The sequence below is a fragment of the Pseudochelatococcus sp. B33 genome (assembly GCF_053570585.1).
The window spans coordinates 1-19,223 of record NZ_JBSEFH010000033.1; the positions used below are offsets into that span (position 1 = coordinate 1).

The following is a 19,223-nucleotide window of genomic DNA, read 5'->3' on the forward strand; positions in this document are numbered from 1 at the left end:
TGCGATCTCCCTATGGTTCGGCCTTTTCTGCTCCCGCACGGCCGGATGCGCCAAGGTGGAAATTATAGCCGGTTCCAGCGCCCTGGATCAGGTGGCATCCTTCGGGACCAGCGCCAGCACGCGCAACGGGCTTCCGGAGCCGCGTTGAATTTTCAGCGGAGCAGCGACGATCACGCTGCCGTGCGCGGGCAGGCGGTCGAGGTTGGTCAGGCATTGCAGGCCGTATTTGCCGTGGCCGTGCAGAAAATGATGGGCGGGATAGGGGGGATCGAGATGACCGCCCTGGCCGGCGTCCGTGCCGATGGTTTCGGTGCCGAAGCCCAGAATGTCGCGTTCCGCGACCAGCCACCGGATGGCGGCTGCATCGGGGCCCGGCGTATGCGCGCCGTCGTCGCCGAGGTTGGCATAGGCGCGCCAGTCCTTCTTGGACCAGTCCGTGCGCATTAGTACCCATGCCCCGGCGGGGATGCGTCCGTGCGTAGCCTCCCATGCTGCGAGGAACGGCACGGTGAGCAGGAAATCGGCATTGGCCGCCGCCTCGCGCGTGCAGTCGATGACGACGGCCGGCGCGATCATATGGCGCATCGGCAGCGTATCGACGCTGTTGTCCGGCAGGTCGCGGCCTGTATACCAATGCACCGGCGCGTCGAAGTGGGTCCCGGTGTGTTCACCGAAGCTCAGGTTGTTCCAGTACCAGGCGGGACCTGCAGCATCGTAGCGGGAGATTTCCTCGATGCGGACGGGGGCCGACTGGCCGATTTCCGGCGGCATGACGATGACGGGAAAATCCGGTGACAGGGTGAAGGTCAGATCGACGACAGCGATTTCGCCGGAGGCAATCGCTTCGGCGAAGCCGGACAGGTCAAAGGTAGGCATGCATTTCCTCCGGCATTTCGGCCTCAGCCCGCGAGCTCTCGTTCCAGCGCCTTTGGATCGGCGAGGAAACGCGCATGAATGTCCTGCGCGACGTCGCCGACAAAGACGTCCTCCAACCCGCGCCGCAGGGCATCGACGATGGCGCGCGCCAGCGCGGCGGGGGCGACCTTGGGCGGCGGCTCGGTCTGGAACCACTCGATATCGAGCGGGCCGGTGAAGATGTTCACGACCTTGATACCGCCCGGCCGGAGGGCGGTGCGCAACGACTGGCCGAGCGACAGGCAGGCGGCCTGCGATGCCGAATAGGCGCCGTAGGCGGGCAGGTTCGCGAGCGCGTAGACGGACAGAATGTTCACCCACGCGGCTGCGCTGTTGACGCCGTCGGCGCCGCGCGCGCGCATGACGGGACCGAATGCCTGCGCGAGCCGCACGAGCCCGAGATAGCCGGTTTCAAGCTCCTCCCGCAGGACGTTGAGGCCGCTGCGCTCGAGCACGCCGCCCGGGCGGATATGGGCGGCAGTATTGATGAGAATGTCGACCTTGGCGCCGATATCGGAAGCCAGATCATGCACCGATTTGTCATCGCGCACGTCGAGCGGCACGATGGTCGCGCCTTCCAGCGCGCGCAGTTCCGCCTCGCCCGGGAAAGGCTTCCACTGCTCCGACACGCCCGCGAACACAGTGCCGGCGCCCGCCGCCTTCAGGGCCTTGATGGCGGCAAGCCCGACGGGGCCGCGCGCGTCTGTCACCAGCACGCGGCGGAACTTGGGATCGGCGGTCAGTTCGCGCCATTGCGGGTCATCGGCCATGTTCGGAGTCCTTGTCGCGGGATGAGCGAAGGCGACCGCCTGCCCGCTCCGGTCGAGTTGCAGGGACAGCATCACGCGCTCGCCAAGCGTGCAATCGGCGTGCAGATGCGCGACCATCGACGGACCGCAGTCGAGCGTGACGATGCCGATGCGCCACGGCGCGCGTTCGCGGAAATAGACCTCGCTCGGCACCCTGATCGTGGTTTCGCTCGCCAGAACGCCCCCCGCGGGCGCCTCTGCGAGCTTCACGTCGAAGGACAGGCATTTCGGGCAGGCCTCTCTTGGGGGATAGTGGAACGTGCCGCATTCCCGGCATCGCGGCAGCATGAAACGCCCTTCCGCCGCCGGGCGGATGAGGCCATGCGCCTTGCGGCTGCGCTCGGCCGGGGGAAGGGTGGGCTGGCGCGTGCGCCTGAGGGGATCCTTCCGGCGAGGAGGAACGAGGGGATCGATCATCCGGTTTCTCCCGTCAGGATGACCGCGCCGGAGGAGAGACCGCGGTCGTAATTGATCATGCCGAACCCTGACGCGAGACCGACGCGCGCGTCCGCGACCTGGGTGGGGCCTGCGGTGCCCAGAACCTGCCGCATCGCCTCGACGATGCCCAGATGCCCGCCCGCCGCGCCTGCCTGGCCAACGGAAAGCTGGCCGCCGGAGGTATTGTGGGGAAAGCTGCCGTCGATGGTGAAGCTGTGCTGGCGCACGAAATCGGGCCCTTCGCCCTTCCCGCAGAAGCCGAGGTCCTCGAATTGCATCATGACGATGACGGGATAGTCGTCGTAGGTCTGGACGAAATCGAGGCCATCCGGGCCGACGCCCGCCATGGCATAGAGTTCGTCGATATCCTGCGCCCAGCCGCCGCGCACCTGCATCGGATCGTCCGCGAAGGCGTTGTGACGCTCGATGGTGGCGAGGACGCGCACGCCACTAAGACCCAATTGCGCTGCCGTCTCCCGCCGCATCACCAGAAATGCCTCGGCTCCCGCGCAGGGCATCACGCAGTCGAAGAGGTGGATGGGATCACTGATCGGCCGCGCGTTCATATAGTCGTCGAGGGAGAGCGGCGTCTTCATCAGCGCGTGCGGGTTGCGGAGGGCGTTCCGGCGCTGATCCACGGCGATTTTGCCGAAATCCTCGCGCCTCGCCCCGAATTGTTCCATATAATGACGGGCGATCAGGGCGAAACTCGCGTTCGCGCCGCCGGAACCGTAAGGATAGACGCCGTCCTGGGCGAAGCGGGAGAAGGTGGAGAGCGTCCGCCTGAAGCTGTCGGGGTGGTTGGTGTCGGCGCCGATGCAGGCGACGATGTCGGCGTCGTGCGCCTGCACCGCGCGCGCGGCCCGCCGCAGGGAGATGATGCCGCTGACGCCGCCCATCGCCACATGGTCGAGCCAGCGCACGTTGAGGCCGAAGTGCTGGGTGACGCCGATCGCGGTATCGGGCCCCACGGTGAAGCTCGCGAGGCACAGGCCGTCGATGGCGGCAGGCGCGATGCCGGCTTCCCGCGTGAGCGCCTGCAAGGCGCGGCCGATCCACCAGTGGGCGCTTTCGATGGAATAGCGTACATACGGAACGGTGATGGGGGTGACTAGCACCACGTCGTCGTAGGGGGTACGGGTGACCGGTGGTTCGGGAGGCGTCACGGACATTCCCTTCAGACGACCGTCAGGGTCACGTCGACGTTGCCGCGCGTCGCGTTCGAATAGGGGCAACGCTCATGGGCCTGCGCGACGATCTCCCTGGCGAGGTCGGGCTCCACTCCCGGCAGCGACGCCCGAAGCTCGACCGCAAGCGCGTAGCCGACCGTCACGGGTCCGATGCCGACGACGGCGGTGATCGTCGTGTCGTCCGCAAGCGAGATCTTCCGTGTGCGAGCGACGAGCTTCACCGCGCCCAGGAAGCACGCGGCATAGCCTGCTGCGAAAAGCTGCTCGGGATTGGTGCCCGGTCCGTCGTCGCCGCCAAGTCCCGCGGGAACGGAGAGCTGGACGGATAGCCGCCCGTCAGAACTTGCCGCTTCGCCTTGCCTGCCGCCCGTGGCGCTCGCCCGTGCGCTGTACAATATCTTTTCTGGTTTCGTCATCGAAGGCCTGCCTCGTTTCGTATGCATCACGCGCGCCGCCGGCTTCAGGCACCCTGTTGTCCGCGCCCTCGGGCGACAAGTGCGCGGAAATCGTCCCGCGCCCGCGCGGACGAAAGGGCGAAGGACGGTCCCCGGCTTGGTTCGATGCCGTTCAGCCGATGTAGCTGCACCCACATCTCGGCGCTCTTCAGGGCCACCGCCGCGCAGTTGGCGACCGGGGCGTGCGCGACCGTAAAGCCGTGCTCGCGGCTGATCAGCAGGCCGGGCAGGACGCCGGCGGGTATAATGACATCCGCTCCCGCATCGACCAGCGGACGGGCGCACGCCACGAAAGCGGCGCGCATGCGCGCGTAGGCTGCCTCGTCGCCGGCGAAGGCGTCGCTGAAGTCTCCGGGCGTGCAATCGAGCCCGCGTACGCCGACGATCCGGTCCCCGAGGCCGTACAACGCGGCTTGTTCCAGATGCCAAGTCTCGAAAACGCTGTCGAGCGTGATCAGGCCCAGGCGTCGGCCGAGCTGTACGCCGGCATGGAGCGACGCCTCGCCCGTGCCGATCACGGGTATGCGTAGCGATGCACGCAACTCATAGAGGCCGGGTTCCTGAAAATGACCGATGACGACGGCATCGTAGCCAGCCTCTTCCGCAGCAAGCCCGTTGTCGATCGTCAGAATCGCGCAGCGCAACTCGCTGAGGCGACCGAAATCGCGATCCGGCGGCGACAGTCCCGCCACCTCCACCGTCACCCCGGGGGCGGCGATGCCGTTCAGGTAGTCTCGCAGGCGCGCCATGTATGGCGCGCTCGCCGACGCATCCACGAAGCTCTGCCAGAATATGCGCATGTCCCCTCCGCTTGATCTTGCAGGATCATCATACGGGATCCGTCGTTTCCGGCCGTCGATTGCCGGAGGTTTTCTTAGCGGACCAGAAATTTAAAGCATAAACTAATTAGGTCGTCAACCGAGCCGGTGACGGCTGCCAATAATCTTGCAGCAGCATAGGCCTGCGGAGGTGCCGACATGCGGCGGGTTTACCGCAAATCGGGAGAGTAGAGATGAACATATTGTCAATAAACGATAATTTTGGCGTTTATAGAGGCTATATGCGAAAAGAATCATCGCTCCTGAAATATGCCGTTGACTTCCGTCATGCAATTCTTCTAAGCTTAAAATAATAATGCGAGCCAGTCGCGAAGGGGAATTGAGAATGCCTTGCTGCGTCAGGCGCTGGACGTCGGCCGACATCGTTCGGGGAGGGCGCGCTTTCCATGCAAATTTGAAGTTGGTGTGCGCGCGACTTGCCGTTGTCATCCGTTCTTGTGGTGATTGAAGCGGACGTCGCCGGGGGCAAGCGCCAATGCAGGTCTGTCCGCCAGTTCAGTTCCTGTCGTGATGGCCGATCATCTTCATTTTCGGCCGCTATCGAACAATAAAACGAAGAGGGAAGTAGAATGAACAAGTGGCTATCCGCAGTATCGCTTCTCGCCGGCATCCTTTCCGCGCAGGTGGCGCTGGCCGATATCAAGGTCGGATTCGTGACCGCGCTGAGCGGCAACGGCTCCTCGATCGGCATTCCGTACGCCAAGGGCATCGCCGCCGGCTTTGAATACCGCAGCGAGGTCGACGGCGAGAAGATCCAGCTCATCCAGCTCGATGACGGCTCCGATCCGTCCGCCGCCACGCGCGCCGCGCGCAAGCTCGTCGAGGAAGAAAAGGTCGATGTCCTCATCGGCACCGCGACTGCGCCCGCCACCATCGCCATCGCCTCCGTGGCGAGTGAATTGAAGGTGCCGTTCATCGCGATCTCGCCGATCAACCTCAACGAGAAGGAGGGGGCGGAAAAGTGGACGGTCGCCGTCCCCCAGCCGCCGGCGCTCATGGTCAAGGTCGTCACGGACCGGATGCACCGCGACGGCGTCAAGAACGCGGGCTATATCGGCTTCTCGGATGCGTGGGGCGATTTCGTCTACGCGGGCGCGAAGGCCGCGGAAGAGGCCGGCCAGTTCAAGGTGATTTCGAATGAGCGCTACTCGCGCACGGACACCTCCGTGACGGGCCAGATCCTCAAAATTCTGGCGGGCCGTCCCGATGCCGTGCTCATCGGTGGTTCCGGCACGCAGGGCGCCCTGCCGCTGCTGACCCTGACCGACCGGAATTTCAAGGGACGGGTCTACGGTACGCCCGCGCTCGTCAACGCGGACTTCATCCGCGTTGCCGGCAAGTCGGCCGAGGGAATCCTGCTGTCTGCGGGGCCGGTCATCGTGGCGGAGCAACTGCCAGACGATCATTTCGCCAAGAAGATCGCGCTCGATTTCCGCGCCGCGTATGAAAAGGTCAACAAGAGCCAGACCAATGACAGCTTCTCGGCCTATTCATTCGACGCGTGGCTGATATTCGCGGAAGCCGCCGCGCGCGCGAAGGCGAAGTCTACGCCCGGCACGCAGGAATTCCGCCAGGCGCTCAAGGACGAGATCTTCTCGACGACGGAGCTCGCCGGCGTCCACGCCATCTACAATTTCACGCCCGCTTCGAACTATGGCGTCGACGAGCGCGGCCTCGTGCTTGTGCGCCTTGAGAACGGCGCCTGGAAATATGAGCCTTGAGCCGACACTGCCCAACAACGACAGGAAGGCGTGACGCAGAATGACGCTTGAAATTGCTGCGATCCTCGGAATAGACGGTATCGCCAACGGCGCTATCTATATTCTGGTCGCAATAGGCCTCGTGCTCATCTTCACGGTTACGCGGGTCATCTTCGTGCCGTTCGGCGATATTGCCGCCTTCGCGGCCCTGACGCTGGCGGCACTGGAGAACCGGCAGGTGCCGGGCACGATCAGCCTCGTCATCGCGCTCGCCGTCATCGCCGCCCTGATAGAGGTCGTATCGCTCACGCGGAGAAGGGATTTCCATGCCATTCCCCGCGCCGTTCTCTTCTATCTCGGCCTCCCGCTACTGGTGGTCGCGGCGGTGCGCTTCGGCATCGCGTTCGAGCTGCCGATGGCGGCGCGTATCGCGCTGGCGATCCTGCTCGTACTGCCGATCGCGCCCCTGCTCGACCGCATCATATTCCGTCCCATCGCCGACGCCACCGTGCTGCTCCTGCTCATCGTCTCGGTGTCGTTGCACTTCGCGCTCTCGGGGCTCGGCCTGCTGTTCTTCGGGCCGGAGGGCGTGCGCACCCAACCCCTGACGGAGATGTCGGTCGATCTCGCGGGCATCCTGATCTCCGGCCAGACGATCCTGATCGTGGTCACGTCGGTGATCTTCAGCCTCGGCCTCTATCTTTTCTTCGACTACACGCTGACCGGCAAGGCGCTGCACGCCACCGCCGTCAACCGCACGGGCGCGCGGCTGATGGGCATCCGGCCGGCGCGGTCGGGCGCTATCGCCTACATCCTCGGCTCGTTGATGGCGGGCGCGTCGGGTGTGCTCATCGCGCCGGTCAACACGATCTTCTACGATTCCGGTTTCCTGCTCGGCCTCAAGGCTTTCGTCGGCGCCATCATCGGCGGGCTCGTCGGCTATCCCTCGACGGCGCTCGGGGCGCTGTTCGTCGGCCTGCTGGAGAGCTTCGCCTCCTTCCAGAGCAGCGCGCTCAAGGAGGTGATCGTGTTCTCGCTGCTGATCCCGATCCTCATCTGGCGGTCCATTGCCTCCACCCATTCAGAAGAAGACATCGAAGAATGAGCCCTAACCAGATCCGTGCGGCGGGCGTGGCAGCGGCCCTTCTGCTCCTGGCGGCACCCTACACGCTCAACTCGTTCAGCATCACGCTGATGAATTACATCGGCGTCTACGCTCTGGTAGCCATCGGCCTTGCCCTGCTGACGGGCGTGAGCGGCATCGTCTCCTTCGGCCAGGCGGCCTTCGTCGGCGTTGCCGCCTATGCAACGGCGTGGGCGACGGCAATCAGCGACTGTTCGCCGTGGATCGGTCTGCTGCTCGCCGTGGTTCTCACCTGCAGCATCGCGGCGTTTCTCGGGGTAGTGACGCTGAAGCTCCAGGGACATTTCCTGTCGCTCAGCACGCTCGCCTGGGGGCTCGCCATCGCCTTCCTGTTCGGCAATATCGACGGGCTCGGCCACTTCAACGGCATCGCCAATATTCCACCCATTACCATCAGTTCGCTCGAACTGCTGTCGGGTACGCAGATCTATTTCCTGATCTGGTCTGTGGTCATCGTCGCGCTCGTGCTCGCCTACAACCTGCTCGATTCCCGGGTAGGACGAGCGATGCGCACGCTGCGCGGCGGTAACCTGCTGGTGGAGAGTCTCGGCGTCAACGCCTTTCACATCAAGCTCACCGTGTTCGTCATCGCGGCTCTGCTTGCGGCAATGTCCGGCTGGCTCTACGCGCATCTCGGCCGCTTCGTGAGCCCGACGCCCTTCGAGGCCAAGATGGGCATCGAATACCTGATGATGGCAATGATCGGCGGCTCCGGCAGTCCTATCGGCGCCGTCATCGGCGCGGCTCTCATCACGCTGCTGAAGGACTACGTGCAGGATATCCTGCCGCTGATCGCTGGCGGCGCCTCCGGGCAGCTTGAAATCGTGGCCTTCTCCTTCCTGTTCATTTTGTTCCTTCAGAACGCGCGCAACGGCATCGTGCCCTATATCGTGCGCTTTCTGCCGAAGCCCGCGATGGCTCCGCCCGCCCCAGCGCCCGCCCTGCCGCGCCGCCCGCAGCCCGCGCCCGGCACCCCGTTACTTGAGGTACGCGACGCCGAAAAGCGGTTTCAGGGCCTCGTCGCCGTCAACAAGGTCAATTTCGAGATCCGGGCGGGCGAGATCGTCGGCCTCATCGGCCCCAACGGCGCCGGCAAGAGCACCATGTTCAACCTGCTCACCGGGGCGTTGCGCGCGACATCGGGCGAGATCCGCTTTGCCGGCCTCGACGTTACCGGGAGCGCGCAGCGCGAGGCGTCGCGTGCGGGGATCGCGCGCACCTTCCAGCATGTGAAGCTTCGCCCGCGCATGAGCGTGCTTGATAACGTCGCGCTTGGCGCCTACCAGCGCACCGGCGCGAGTTTCCTGTCGTCAGCGCTGCGGCTCGACCGGGCCGAGGAGGCGAGCGCCCGCTATGAGGCGTGGCAACAGCTCGAACGGGTGGGTCTTGCCGACAAGGCCTTCGAACAGGCGGGCAACCTCGCGCTTGGGCAGCAGCGCGTTCTGGAGATCGCGCGTGCGCTCGCATCTGATCCGGTGCTGCTGGTGCTCGACGAGCCCGCTGCGGGTCTGCGTCGCCAGGAGAAAATCGCCCTTGCCGAGCTGCTCCGCTCGCTGCGGGCGCAGCATCTGACGATCCTGCTCGTCGAGCACGACATGGACTTGGTGATGAACCTCGTCGACCGCATCGTGGTGATGGATTTCGGCACCAAGATCTGCGAAGGCCTGCCCGCCGACGTGCGCAGTGATCCCCGTGTGCAGGAAGCCTACCTTGGAGGAGTGAGCTGATGTCGCTGCTTTCCGTCGAGAACGTCAGCGTCAGCTATGGCAAGGTCGAGGCCGTGCGGGGTGTCAGCCTGTCCGTCGAGGCGGGCCATGTCGCGACCGTCATCGGTCCCAACGGCGCCGGCAAGACGACGCTGCTGACCGCCATCATGGGGCTCCTGCCCTATAAGGGGTGCATCCTGTACGACGGCGCGGACCTGTCGAGGCTGGACGTCGAGGCGCGCGTCGAGCGCGGCCTCTGCCTGGTGCCGGAAAGGCGCGAGCTCTTCTCGGAGATGTCGGTCGCCGACAACCTCATCCTGGGCGCCTACAGCCGCCGCGACCGCAACAATATTGCGCGCGACCTCGACGCTGTCTACGATCGTTTTCCGCGGTTGCGCGAGCGGCACGCCCAGCTTGCGGGGACATTGTCGGGCGGCGAGCGGCAGATGCTGGCGCTGGGGCGCGCGCTGATGACGAAGCCGCGCCTGCTGATGCTCGATGAACCGAGCCTCGGCCTCGCGCCGCTCATCGTGCGCGAGATCTTCCACGTAATCAGTTCGCTGCGGGAGCTCGGCGTATCGCTGCTGCTCGTGGAGCAGAACGCCCGCGCGGCGCTGGAGACCGCCGACTTCGGCTATGTGCTCGAAACCGGCGAACTGGCGAGTTCGGGACCGTCGAAGGAGCTTATTCACGACCCCCAGCTGATCGCCACCTATCTGGGCTGATCCGGAACGGGGCGGGGCAGAATGGCCCGTCCCGCTATCCCCCTGAAAGAGCGGAGGGGAAGGTACCTGGCCCGGTCATGAACGAGACGGAGGGCATTTGAGGGAATAATACGCAACAGACCAAGCTCATAAATAAAGCCAGTAAGCTTAGTACGCCTTGGGAGATTGTTTCCGAGGAAATTTGTTTTTTATTCTATAATAATAATATTATATATTTAAAAAATATTGTTGACTCTTCTTCAATTTACGGTAATTTTCACGTAAGTTGAATTGCCCGATGCGCCCCGACAGTGTGTATGCGCTTGCAGGAGGGGCGAAGGCCGCTTTTCCGGTTCTGGAGGGCTTTCAAGCGGCGAACCGGGGCGTCTTCGACGGAACGCATCAAGGCACCGGTGCCCGCCGACCCCATCATGATCGGCTGCTGAATACGCGGACGCCCGGACGATAAAGCCAATAACACAATAAACAGAGGAATGAACGACCATGACAACGGATGGTATTGACAGGAGGGGACCGCGAAGCGGGGACGCCGTCGTCGACGCGGATGCCATTCTCGCCGAAATTCGCCGGCGGCGCCTCGAATTCGAGAACCTGCGCCATGTGCCGCAGGATATCGTGCGCAAGCTCCAGCAGCTCGGCTGCTACCGGGCCTTCGTGCCGCGCGAGTTCGGCGGCGACGAGCGCTCGCCGGCCGACTTCTGCCGCCTGTTGGAACGCATCTCGACGGCGGATGCCTCGACCGGATGGGTCGCGAGCTTCGGCGTCTCGTCGGTCTATCTCGCCGGCCTCCCGCCGGAACGGTTCGCGGAGATCTATCGCCGCGATCCCGATACGGTGTTCGCGGGCGCCCTGTTCCCGCCCCAGCCGGCGCGCTCGAACGGCGATGTGCTGACGGTTTCCGGGCGGTGGAACTATTGTTCGGGGGTGATGGGCGCATCCCTCGTCGGTGTCGGCGTCAAGGTCGAGGGCTGGGACGACGGCGGCCTGCCGCGCATGGCGGTGCTGCCGCGCGAGCGCGTCACCGTCGACGAGAACTGGGACACCATCGGCCTGCTTGCCACCGGCAGCCACGACGTGGTTCTGGAGAACGCCGAAATCGCGCGGGACTGGACTTTCGTGCGCGGCGGCAAGTCCAACCGGGAAGGGGCGATTTTCCGCTATCCCGCCATGGCGATCGCCGCGCAGGTACTGGCGGTCGTCGGGCTCGGCGCCGCGCGCGAGGCGCTCAACGTCTTGGCGGACCTGGCGGTCGGCGACGGCTCCATCACCGGCGCGCCGGTGCTGGCGAAGCGGGCCTACGTGCAGGCGGAACTCGCGCGCGGCGAGGCGACATTGGCGGGCGCACGGGGCTACTTCTACGACACCATCGAGGACGCCTGGCAGACGCTGCTTGCAGGCGACGACCTGAGCCAACAGCAGCGCATCCGCCTGCGCCTTGCCGCAACCAGCGCTGCCCATGCGGGGGCCGAGGTGGCGCGCGCGGCTTACGTCGCCGGCGGCACCCGCGCCATCATTCGCCATCATCCGCTCGGACGGGCGATGAACGATGCCGCTGCTGTCGCCCAGCACGCCTTTCTCGGCCTCGGAACCTGGGAAAGCGCGGGCGGGGCGCTGCTCAGCCAGCCGGGCGTGCCCGGCTATCCGTGATCAGCAAAAGAAGGGGAACTATCATGACCACTGAAACAAAGCCCTTGCGTGTCCTGTTCTGCATCGCCGTGCAGCAGAACTTCTTCGATCTGCCCGCCGCCGAGATCGGCACCGTCTGGAGAGCATTCGGCGTGATGCTGAATGATCTCAGGAACCTGCCCGGTGTGACCATTCTCGGCACCATCGACGACGACCAGACGATGGTCGGCACGTCGCCCAACGGCTGGCCGTGGACCGCCTACATCCTGGCGGACGTGCCCGACCACGCCACTGTGGTCGCAGCCTGCAACCTGTTCCGCACGACGCCCGTGGGCGAATACCGGCTGTGGAAGTTCTGCCGGGTCGAAGCCCGCATCGGGCGCGAACTCGTCATCCCCAATCTGTGAGGCCGCAGCGATGACGCAGATCGCAATCGTCACCGGCGCGACGGCCGGACTGGGCGAGATCATCGCCCGCACCCTGCACGGCGCCGGCTACCGCGTCGCCGTCACCGGTCGCAACCGCGCGCGCGCGCTGGAGATCGCCGCCGAGCTCGACGGCACGGGCGAGACGGCCGTTGGCCTCGAACTGGAGATCGCGAAGCGCGAGCATTTCGAAGCCGCGTTGGCGCATCTGGTGGAGAAGTGGGGACATGTCGACGTACTCGTCAACAACGCCTCCGTGACGCGGGCGCAGCCGGTGCTCGACATCACGACGGAGGAGTTCAACGAGGTGATGGCGATCAATGCGGGCGGGACCTTCACCGGCTCGCAGGTGTTCGGGCGCTATTTCAAGGAGCGCGGCTACGGCCGCATCGTCAACCTGGCCTCGCTCGCGGGCCAGAACGGTGGCACGGCGACCGGCGCGCATTACGCCGCCTCCAAGGGCGCGATACTGACGTTGACGAAGGTGTTCGCGCGCGATCTCGCTCCCTTCGGCGTGACCGTGAACGCTATCGCGCCGGGGCCGCTCGACTCGCCCATCGTCCACCGTACGATCCCGGCCGACCGGCTGCCCGGCGTCCTGTCGACCATCCCGGTCGGAACGCTCGGCTCGCAGGAATTCGTGGCGCGGACCGTGCTGCACCTTGCCTCGCGGGAAGCGGGTTTCGTCACAGGCGCCACCTGGGATATCAACGGCGGGCTTTATCTGCGCTGACGGCCCGGGCGGGCGCCGAAGGGGTCGCGTATGCGCGCGATTCGCTGGGCCTCTCCGTATGCAATGCGTCTGCGGGAGTAGATTTCATGATCAGTTCGGATGAATTCCGCGAAGCGATGAGTCGGCTCGGCGCCAGCGTCAACCTGGTGACAACTGACGGCCCCGCGGGCCGCTGCGGCCTGACGGTTTCGGCGGTGTGCTCGGTCACCGACTCGCCGCCGACCATCGTCGTGTGCATCAACCGCGCGAACCGCTCGCACGATGTCGTGCGCGACAACGGCGTACTGTGCGTCAATATCCTCGCGGGACGGCACGAGGCGCTGTCGAAGGCTTTCGCCAGCAGCCGCGTGTCGAGCGAGGACAGGTTCGCGAGCGGGGAATGGGAAACGCTGGCCACGGGATCGCCGGTACTCTCAGATGCCCCGACGGCGCTCGATTGCAGGATTGTCTGCCGCCTCGAGGTCGGCACGCATACCATGTTTATCTGCCAGGTTGAGCAGATCAGGGTGCGGGAAGCGGAAAACCTCGTCTATTTCAACCGCACCTTCCACCATCTGCACCCCGCGTGAGCGCGGGGTGGTCTCTCAGTTCTCCACGGATTCGCGCAGGCGGCGCAAATTGGTGAATGCATGCTGCAGCGTGGTGTTCATGGCCTCGATTTCGGTCGGGCCAACAGCCTTGAAGCCGGCGGCAAAGATACGCTCCGCCTCCGCCCAGGCCAGCCGGCGCGCCTGTTCGCCCTTCTCGGTGATGCGCACTTCCGTGACGCGCCCGTCCGATCGGCTCTGGTGACGCTCCACCAGCCCCTCTGCGGTCATGCGCTGGATGATCTTGGTCGTCGTGTTAAGGCGTATGACGCAGAAATCGGCAATCTCGGAAATGCTGAGCGATTGGCCCTCGTGCAGCGACATCAGCACCCGCCACGCCGGCATGTCGAGGCCGAGGGGCTTGAGCACGCTTTCCATGACCTGGGTGTAGACGGCCGATACGCGGACGATCCAGTAGAACGGCCAGTCCGTTTTCCGGAAATCCTTGTGTGGCTCGTCGGGTAGCGGGAGGGCGTTGCTCATCGTCTGTCTCGGTCCGTTGCGCGACGACGATAACATGACCGCCCGGCAGATGGCGAAGGGCGAATGCGGGACCATTCCTCACGGATCATCCGGGCCGAGTCCTTCCTGCGCGAGACGGCGCAGGAGGCCGGGCACTTCCCATGACAGCGGGTCGTCAGCGGCGAATGCCTCGATGCGCCGCTCGATCTCGGCGAGGCCCACGCGGCCCGCGTAGTGCATCGGCCCGCCGCGCCAGCGCGGGAAGGCATAGCCGTGGACGAGCACCAGGTCGATATCCGCCGCCTTCTCGGCGATGCCTTCCTCGAGAATGCGGAAGCCTTCCTCGATCATGGCGGTGGTCGCGCGGGTGACGATTTCCTCGTCGGTGAAGTCCCGGCGGGTGATGCCGGCCTTGGCGGACTCTTCCTTCACGATGCTTTCGATCAGCGGTGAGGGGGTTGCCTTGCCGTCGGCGTAATCGTACCAGCCCGCGCCGGTCTTGCGGCCGAGCCGCCCCGTCTCCTCCACGATCCGGTCGGCGATGGTGATGTAGCGGAAGTTCTCCCTCGTCTTCCACCCGAGCCGCTTGCGGTTGGCATAGGCGATGTCGAGGCCGGAGAGGTCCTGCACCTCATAGGGGCCCATCGCCATGCCGAAGCCGCGCATGGCGGCGTCGACCTGCCACGGGGTCGCACCCTCGATCAGCAGGATGTCGGTCGTCTGACGATAGCGGGTGAGGATGCGGTTGCCGATGAAGCCGTCGCAGACGCCCGCGGGCACTGGGATTTTTTTCAGACGGGCGGCAAGCCGCAGGGCGGTCGCGAGCGTTTCCGGCGAGGTCTCGCGCGCCTTCACCACCTCCAGCAGTTTCATGACGTGGGCCGGGCTGAAGAAATGCAGGCCCAGCAAGCGCTCCGGACGGCGCACGCCGTCGAAAATGCGGTCGACGTCGAGATAGGAGGTGTTGGTGGCGAGCACAGCCGTTTCCGGCAAGGCAGTGTCGAGCGCTGCGAAGATGCGGCGCTTGACGTCGAGATCCTCGAATGCGGCCTCGATGGCGATGTCGGCGGCCGGGAGCGCGTCGTAGCCGGCGTGGAAGGCGAAGCGGGCTTCCCGGTCGGCTGCGGCGGCTTCCGCCGTAGACTTGCCGCGCCTGACCGCCTCGTCATAGAGCCTCGCGATATTGGCGCGGGCGCGCTCGACGGCGGCCGCGTCGGTCTCGACCAGTGCGACGTCGATGCCGATCCCGGCAAGCGCATAGGCGATGGACGATCCCATGGTGCCGCCGCCGACCACGACGGCCGAGCGAACCTCTGCGCCGCCCTCGCGGCCTCGACCTGCGGCGGCACGTTCGGCGAAGAAGATGTGGCGCAGGGCGGCGGCCTGATCGGAGGTCTGGAGGTCGAGGAAGGTCTGCCGCTCGAGCACGAGGCCCTCGGCGAGCGGCAGGCGGGCGGAGGCGGCGACGAGGTCGATGGCCTTCAGCGGCGCGATCTGGCGGGCGAGCCGCCGCTCGGCATGTCGACGCGCGGCCTCCACGGCCGCATCGTCGGCAGCAGGGGCGGGCAGATCGCCGGTCGCGGGGCGTTCGGTAAGCGTCAGGGCGTGCGCGGCGGCGACGGGATCGGCGTCGACCGCATCGACGATGCCGAGGCGCTGCGCTTCAGCTGTGCCGATCAGCCGCCCCTCGCTGATCAGCGACAGCGCGGCGGCGAGCCCGGTGAGGCGGGGCAGGCGCTGGGTGCCGCCTGCGCCGGGGACGATGCCGAGCGTCACCTCCGGCAGGCCGAGCGTGGCGGCGGGTGATGCGATGCGCCAGCGGCAGGCGAGGGCGAGTTCGAGGCCGCCGCCGAGCGCCGTCCCGTTGATCGCCGCGATCACGGGCACGGGAAAACGCTCGATCCGCGCGATGATGTCCGGCAGGTGCGGTGCGCGCGCAGGAGCGGCAAACTCCCGTGCGTCCGCTCCGGCAACGAAGGCCCTGCCGGCACCCGTCAGAATGACGCGCTCGATATCCGCTGTCCCGGCCTTGTCCAGCGCGGCTACGAGCCCCTCGCGAACCGCGTGCGACGTGACGTTGACCGGCGGGTTGTCGATGGTGATCAGCGCGACGCGATCTTCTATGCGGACTGAGACGGACATGAAAACCTCACGGATGCCGGGCAGTGCTGTGGGAGCGGGCGGGGCGCGGCTGCCCGCCCGTCACAGGGGCGGGAGCAACTTCCATTGCCCGTCCTCGATGCGGATCAGCACGCGGGCTCGTTCGTCGACCCAGTCGAGGTTGTCGGGCTTGAAGTTGTAGATTCCCTGCGTGCCGACGAATTCCCGCGTGTTGAAGATGGCTTCGCGCAGCGCCTTGCGGAACTCCGGGGTGCGCGGCTGCGCGCCCGAAGCCTTCGCCCGCTTTGCCGCATCGACGAAGGCGATCCAGCCGTCGAAGCCATAGGCGGAGAAGCCGTCGGAGGGCGGCGCGCCGTTCACTTTCTCATAGGCCGCCCGGTATGCCAGCGCCACCTCGCGGATCGGGTTCGATTCCGGCAACTGTTCCGCCACCGTGACGGGGCCGGTGGGACAGATGATGCCGTTCGCCGCATTGCCGGCGATGCGGAGGAAATCCGCACTGATCATACCGTGGTTGCCGTAGACGGCGCCCCTGTAGGCCCTGTCCCTCAGGGCAAGCACCGGCAACGCGCCGGAGGTACCCGTGCCGCCGATCATGACCGCGTCCGGGCGGGTGGATACGGTTCTCAGAACCTGCGCCGTCACCGATGTGTCCGCTCGGCCGTAGCGCTCGTCCGCGACCACCTTGATGTCCGCGGCGCCGGCGGCCTCCACGAGGGAATTGTACATCAGATCGCCGAAAGCATCACTGAAGCCGATGAAGGCGACGGTCCCGACGTCGTTGGCCTTCATATGATCGACAATGCCCTGCACCAGCAGGGTCGTCGGCTGCGGCACCTGCGCGACCCAGGGTCCATCCCTGCCGGGAGCCACGGGCGAGATGGGCGAAATCGCGATCATCGGCACCTGCAGCTCAACAGCGGTCACGGCCATGGCCACCGTTTGCGGAGCGCCGGAGGTGCCGATCAGGAAATCGACCCGATCCTGTTCAACAAGCTTGCGCGCGTTGCGGGTGGCGATGGAGGGATCCGACGTGTCGTCGAGCTGGATGATGCGGATTGGCTCACCGTCGATCTCGCCCTGATACTCGAACCCCGCCCGTACGCCCTTCGCATTCGGGATACCGATGGACGAAACTGGGCCGCTGAGGCCCGTAATAAAACCGACGACGATCTCCGCCCGCGCTCCGCCACAAACCAGCGGGACAAGCATCGCAGCAGACAAAAGCAGCTTCTGATAGTATTTCATGGCAGAGTTCCCCTTGTGTTTGCTTACATCGTCCGTTCCGGCGTTTCATTTTTTATTCTTCGCGACGGGCGCCGTCGTCCCGCCAATCACTGGTCCGGGATGACGGCAGTGGCCTGGATTTCGATCTTGGCTCGGTCCTCGACGAGCGCGACCACCTGCACGGCGGCCATGGCGGGGAAATGCTTGCCGATAATGTCACGGTAAGCCTGTCCCACGCCCTTGAGGTTGGCGACATATTCCTCCTTGTCGGTGAAGTACCACGTCAGGGAGGTGATGTGCTGCGGCCCGGCGCCCGCCTCGGCGAGCACCGCGACAACGTTCGTGAGCGTCTGGCGAACCTGTTCGGTGAAGTCGTCGGTTTCGAACTGCTGCTGCGCGTTCCAGCCGATCTGTCCGCCCACGAAGACGGTGCGTCCGCGCGCCTCCACGCCGTTGGCGTAGCCGATGGGCCTGGCCCACCCCTCAGGTTGCAGGACCTTATGCATCGTTGATCTCCAGATGGTGGGAAAGACGGGTGCGGATATCGTCCGGCCACGGGATCGGCCGATGGCTATCGAGCGACGTCGCGACGAGGCGCTGGCTCGCCGTCCAGACAGTATCGCCGCCAACGGCCACGTGATGGGCGAAGTCGAGCGAGCTGCGGCCGAGCCCGGCGACGCGCAGGGTGAAGTCGAGCCGGTCGCCGTGGAAGGCCGGCTTCACGAAGGTAGCGTCGAGCCGCACGGTCGGAACACCGATGTGGCGTTCGCGAACGAGCGCCGTCCACGACGCGCCGATATGGGCGAAGAAGTCCTCCGTCACGCCGACAAGCATGTCGATGTAGGAAGGGAAATAGGCGATGCCCGCCGGGTCACACTGGCCGAAGCGCAGGGGGCGCGAGGTCTCGAACATATCGACTCCTGTCGGTCATGGCGCCTTGGGCAATTCGGCCTTGAGCAACTCGCGCGCGATGATCAGCTTCTGTACCTCGGTCGCGCCCTCGTAGATGCGCAGCGCCCGGATCTCGCGGTAGAGCTTTTCGACGGTCTCGCCGCTCTTGACGCCGCGCCCGCCGAAGAGCTGTACGGCGCGGTCGATGATCGTTTGGGCGGTTTCGGTCGCTGTCATCTTGGCCATGGCGGCCTCGCGCGTCGTCGGCTTCTGCTCCACGTCCCGCCGCCAGGCGGCGCGGTAGGTGAGCAGCGCGGCCGCGTCGACGCTCGTCGCCATGTCGCCGAGGGCGGCTTGCGTGAGTTGCAGGTCGGCCAGCGTCGCGCCGAACATCTTTCGCGCTTTGGCATGTGCCAGCGATTCATCGAGGGCGCGACGCGCGAAGCCGAGCGCGGCACCAGCGACGGAGGCGCGGAAAATGTCGAGCGTACGCATGGCGATCTTGAAGCCTTCCCCCGGCGCACCCAGCAGGCGCGCGGCGGGAATGCGGCAACCGTCGAAGCGCAGGGTGGCGAGCGGATGGGGGGCGATGACCTCGATGCGCTCCTTGATGGAAAAGCCCGGATCGTCGGGGAACACCACGAAGGCCGAGATGTCGCGCGTGCCCGGCTGCTCGCCGGTGCGGGCGAACAGCGTGTAGACGTCGGCGATGCCGCCGTTGGAGATCCACGTCTTCTCGCCGTCGAGGACGTAATGGTCTCCCTCGCGCTGCGCCGCGCATTGCATGGCCGCGACATCGGAGCCGGCCTGCGCTTCCGACAGGGCGAAGGCGGCCAGCCATTCGCCGGCGGTGACGCGCGGCAGCACCGCCTGCTTCAGCTCGTCCGACGCCGCGAGGCTGATGGCGCCGGTGCCGAGGCCCTGCATGGCGAAGGCGAAGTCGGCGAGGCCGTCGTGCCAGGCCAGCGTCTCGCGGGCGAGGCAGATGGTGCGCGAGTCGATGGCCGCGCTGCCGGCGTTGCCGGTCGCTGCCGCGAGCAGCCCGGCCTCGCCGAGCAGGCGCACCAGTGCGCGGCAGGCGGCGTCCGTATCGGCGGGGTCGACGCCGTGGAGTGCGCCGGAAGCCGCGAAGGCGTCGAGCTTTTCCGCGAAGGCGCGGTGCTTTTCCTCGAAGAACGGCCACGCGAGATGCTCGCGCGTCGGGCCGGCAAGGACGGAGGGGGTGGTCAT

19 protein-coding genes are annotated in these 19,223 nt (G+C 65.8%); 8 read left to right on the forward strand and 11 right to left on the reverse strand.

Annotated features, from left to right (window positions below; all coding sequences use genetic code 11):
• Positions 1-87: 87 nt before the first annotated feature.
• The 5 genes from ACUSIJ_RS26130 to ACUSIJ_RS26150 are packed head-to-tail and all read right to left on the reverse strand — an operon-like array spanning position 88 to position 4,607.
• Positions 88-876: a cyclase family protein gene (locus ACUSIJ_RS26130; RefSeq protein ID WP_449311352.1), complete on the reverse strand. Its 789-nt coding sequence runs from the start codon at positions 874-876 to the stop codon at positions 88-90.
• A 23-nt stretch (positions 877-899) separates the two neighbouring features.
• Positions 900-2,141 carry an SDR family NAD(P)-dependent oxidoreductase gene (locus ACUSIJ_RS26135; RefSeq protein ID WP_449311353.1) on the reverse strand — a complete coding sequence of 414 codons (1,242 nt, stop codon included), beginning with the start codon at positions 2,139-2,141 and terminating at the stop codon, positions 900-902.
• Positions 2,138-3,328, reverse strand: a complete 1,191-nt coding sequence (locus ACUSIJ_RS26140) for a thiolase family protein (RefSeq protein WP_449311354.1) — start codon at positions 3,326-3,328, stop codon at positions 2,138-2,140. The genes ACUSIJ_RS26135 and ACUSIJ_RS26140 overlap by 4 nt, the downstream gene beginning before the upstream one ends.
• Positions 3,329-3,339: 11 nt before the next feature.
• Positions 3,340-3,768 (reverse strand): organic hydroperoxide resistance protein, encoded by a 429-nt coding sequence (locus ACUSIJ_RS26145; protein ID WP_449311355.1) that lies wholly within the window; start codon positions 3,766-3,768, stop codon positions 3,340-3,342.
• 44 nt (positions 3,769-3,812) lie between these two features.
• Positions 3,813-4,607, reverse strand: coding sequence for an aspartate/glutamate racemase family protein (locus tag ACUSIJ_RS26150; protein ID WP_449311356.1), 795 nt, complete (start codon positions 4,605-4,607; stop codon positions 3,813-3,815).
• Between the two features lie 608 nt (positions 4,608-5,215).
• On the opposite strand from ACUSIJ_RS26150, the gene ACUSIJ_RS26155 reads away from it, so the two are divergent.
• The 8 genes from ACUSIJ_RS26155 (at position 5,216) to ACUSIJ_RS26190 (ending at position 13,274) form a co-directional block, all read left to right on the forward strand.
• Complete coding sequence (locus tag ACUSIJ_RS26155; protein WP_449311357.1) at positions 5,216-6,367, forward strand: ABC transporter substrate-binding protein; 1,152 nt, start codon at positions 5,216-5,218, stop codon at positions 6,365-6,367.
• Positions 6,368-6,407: 40 nt separating this feature from the next.
• Complete coding sequence (locus tag ACUSIJ_RS26160) at positions 6,408-7,451, forward strand: branched-chain amino acid ABC transporter permease (protein WP_449311358.1); 1,044 nt, start codon at positions 6,408-6,410, stop codon at positions 7,449-7,451.
• The gene (locus tag ACUSIJ_RS26165) at positions 7,448-9,217 is read left to right on the forward strand and encodes a branched-chain amino acid ABC transporter ATP-binding protein/permease (protein ID WP_449311359.1); all 1,770 of its coding nucleotides are present in this window, start codon (positions 7,448-7,450) and stop codon (positions 9,215-9,217) included. The genes ACUSIJ_RS26160 and ACUSIJ_RS26165 overlap by 4 nt, the downstream gene beginning before the upstream one ends.
• Complete coding sequence (locus ACUSIJ_RS26170) at positions 9,214-9,921, forward strand: ABC transporter ATP-binding protein (RefSeq protein ID WP_449311402.1); 708 nt, start codon at positions 9,214-9,216, stop codon at positions 9,919-9,921. Before ACUSIJ_RS26165 ends, ACUSIJ_RS26170 begins: the two co-directional genes overlap by 4 nt.
• 483 nt (positions 9,922-10,404) lie before the next feature.
• The gene (locus tag ACUSIJ_RS26175; RefSeq protein ID WP_449311360.1) at positions 10,405-11,568 is read left to right on the forward strand and encodes an acyl-CoA dehydrogenase family protein; all 1,164 of its coding nucleotides are present in this window, start codon (positions 10,405-10,407) and stop codon (positions 11,566-11,568) included.
• Positions 11,569-11,591: 23 nt separating this feature from the next.
• Positions 11,592-11,954 (forward strand): hypothetical protein, encoded by a 363-nt coding sequence (locus ACUSIJ_RS26180; RefSeq protein WP_449311361.1) that lies wholly within the window; start codon positions 11,592-11,594, stop codon positions 11,952-11,954.
• 10 nt (positions 11,955-11,964) lie between these two features.
• Positions 11,965-12,705: an SDR family NAD(P)-dependent oxidoreductase gene (locus ACUSIJ_RS26185; RefSeq protein WP_449311362.1), complete on the forward strand. Its 741-nt coding sequence runs from the start codon at positions 11,965-11,967 to the stop codon at positions 12,703-12,705.
• Between the two features lie 86 nt (positions 12,706-12,791).
• On the forward strand, positions 12,792-13,274 hold the full coding sequence (locus ACUSIJ_RS26190; protein ID WP_449311363.1) for a flavin reductase: 483 nt from the start codon (positions 12,792-12,794) through the stop codon (positions 13,272-13,274).
• 15 nt (positions 13,275-13,289) lie between these two features.
• Here ACUSIJ_RS26190 and ACUSIJ_RS26195 read toward each other — a convergent pair whose 3' ends face one another.
• From ACUSIJ_RS26195 to ACUSIJ_RS26220, 6 genes are all read right to left on the reverse strand, one after another.
• Positions 13,290-13,775, reverse strand: a complete 486-nt coding sequence (locus ACUSIJ_RS26195; RefSeq protein WP_449311364.1) for a MarR family winged helix-turn-helix transcriptional regulator — start codon at positions 13,773-13,775, stop codon at positions 13,290-13,292.
• Positions 13,776-13,853: 78 nt separating this feature from the next.
• Positions 13,854-15,896 carry an FAD-dependent oxidoreductase gene (locus ACUSIJ_RS26200; protein ID WP_449311365.1) on the reverse strand — a complete coding sequence of 681 codons (2,043 nt, stop codon included), beginning with the start codon at positions 15,894-15,896 and terminating at the stop codon, positions 13,854-13,856.
• A 60-nt stretch (positions 15,897-15,956) separates the two neighbouring features.
• Positions 15,957-17,123: an ABC transporter substrate-binding protein gene (locus ACUSIJ_RS26205; protein ID WP_449311366.1), complete on the reverse strand. Its 1,167-nt coding sequence runs from the start codon at positions 17,121-17,123 to the stop codon at positions 15,957-15,959.
• 86 nt (positions 17,124-17,209) lie between these two features.
• Positions 17,210-17,608, reverse strand: a complete 399-nt coding sequence (locus ACUSIJ_RS26210; RefSeq protein ID WP_449311367.1) for a RidA family protein — start codon at positions 17,606-17,608, stop codon at positions 17,210-17,212.
• Positions 17,601-18,014 carry an acyl-CoA thioesterase gene (locus ACUSIJ_RS26215; protein ID WP_449311368.1) on the reverse strand — a complete coding sequence of 138 codons (414 nt, stop codon included), beginning with the start codon at positions 18,012-18,014 and terminating at the stop codon, positions 17,601-17,603. Before ACUSIJ_RS26215 ends, ACUSIJ_RS26210 begins: the two co-directional genes overlap by 8 nt.
• 15 nt (positions 18,015-18,029) lie before the next feature.
• Positions 18,030-19,223: an acyl-CoA dehydrogenase family protein gene (locus ACUSIJ_RS26220; RefSeq protein WP_449311369.1), complete on the reverse strand. Its 1,194-nt coding sequence runs from the start codon at positions 19,221-19,223 to the stop codon at positions 18,030-18,032.

What these genes read in the sequence shown, in the direction of transcription:
- ACUSIJ_RS26130 (WP_449311352.1), bottom strand. Translation starts at nt 876, where the DNA reads ATGCCTACCTTTGACCTGTCCGGCTTCGCCGAAGCGATTGCCTCCGGC.
- ACUSIJ_RS26135 (WP_449311353.1), bottom strand. Translation starts at nt 2,141, where the DNA reads ATGATCGATCCCCTCGTTCCTCCTCGCCGGAAGGATCCCCTCAGGCGC.
- ACUSIJ_RS26145 (WP_449311355.1), bottom strand. Translation starts at nt 3,768, where the DNA reads ATGACGAAACCAGAAAAGATATTGTACAGCGCACGGGCGAGCGCCACG.
- ACUSIJ_RS26150 (WP_449311356.1), bottom strand. Translation starts at nt 4,607, where the DNA reads ATGCGCATATTCTGGCAGAGCTTCGTGGATGCGTCGGCGAGCGCGCCA.
- ACUSIJ_RS26155 (WP_449311357.1), top strand. Translation starts at nt 5,216, where the DNA reads ATGAACAAGTGGCTATCCGCAGTATCGCTTCTCGCCGGCATCCTTTCC.
- ACUSIJ_RS26160 (WP_449311358.1), top strand. Translation starts at nt 6,408, where the DNA reads ATGACGCTTGAAATTGCTGCGATCCTCGGAATAGACGGTATCGCCAAC.
- ACUSIJ_RS26165 (WP_449311359.1), top strand. Translation starts at nt 7,448, where the DNA reads ATGAGCCCTAACCAGATCCGTGCGGCGGGCGTGGCAGCGGCCCTTCTG.
- ACUSIJ_RS26175 (WP_449311360.1), top strand. Translation starts at nt 10,405, where the DNA reads ATGACAACGGATGGTATTGACAGGAGGGGACCGCGAAGCGGGGACGCC.
- ACUSIJ_RS26180 (WP_449311361.1), top strand. Translation starts at nt 11,592, where the DNA reads ATGACCACTGAAACAAAGCCCTTGCGTGTCCTGTTCTGCATCGCCGTG.
- ACUSIJ_RS26185 (WP_449311362.1), top strand. Translation starts at nt 11,965, where the DNA reads ATGACGCAGATCGCAATCGTCACCGGCGCGACGGCCGGACTGGGCGAG.
- ACUSIJ_RS26190 (WP_449311363.1), top strand. Translation starts at nt 12,792, where the DNA reads ATGATCAGTTCGGATGAATTCCGCGAAGCGATGAGTCGGCTCGGCGCC.
- ACUSIJ_RS26195 (WP_449311364.1), bottom strand. Translation starts at nt 13,775, where the DNA reads ATGAGCAACGCCCTCCCGCTACCCGACGAGCCACACAAGGATTTCCGG.
- ACUSIJ_RS26200 (WP_449311365.1), bottom strand. Translation starts at nt 15,896, where the DNA reads ATGTCCGTCTCAGTCCGCATAGAAGATCGCGTCGCGCTGATCACCATC.
- ACUSIJ_RS26205 (WP_449311366.1), bottom strand. Translation starts at nt 17,123, where the DNA reads ATGAAATACTATCAGAAGCTGCTTTTGTCTGCTGCGATGCTTGTCCCG.
- ACUSIJ_RS26210 (WP_449311367.1), bottom strand. Translation starts at nt 17,608, where the DNA reads ATGCATAAGGTCCTGCAACCTGAGGGGTGGGCCAGGCCCATCGGCTAC.
- ACUSIJ_RS26215 (WP_449311368.1), bottom strand. Translation starts at nt 18,014, where the DNA reads ATGTTCGAGACCTCGCGCCCCCTGCGCTTCGGCCAGTGTGACCCGGCG.
- ACUSIJ_RS26220 (WP_449311369.1), bottom strand. Translation starts at nt 19,223, where the DNA reads ATGACCACCCCCTCCGTCCTTGCCGGCCCGACGCGCGAGCATCTCGCG.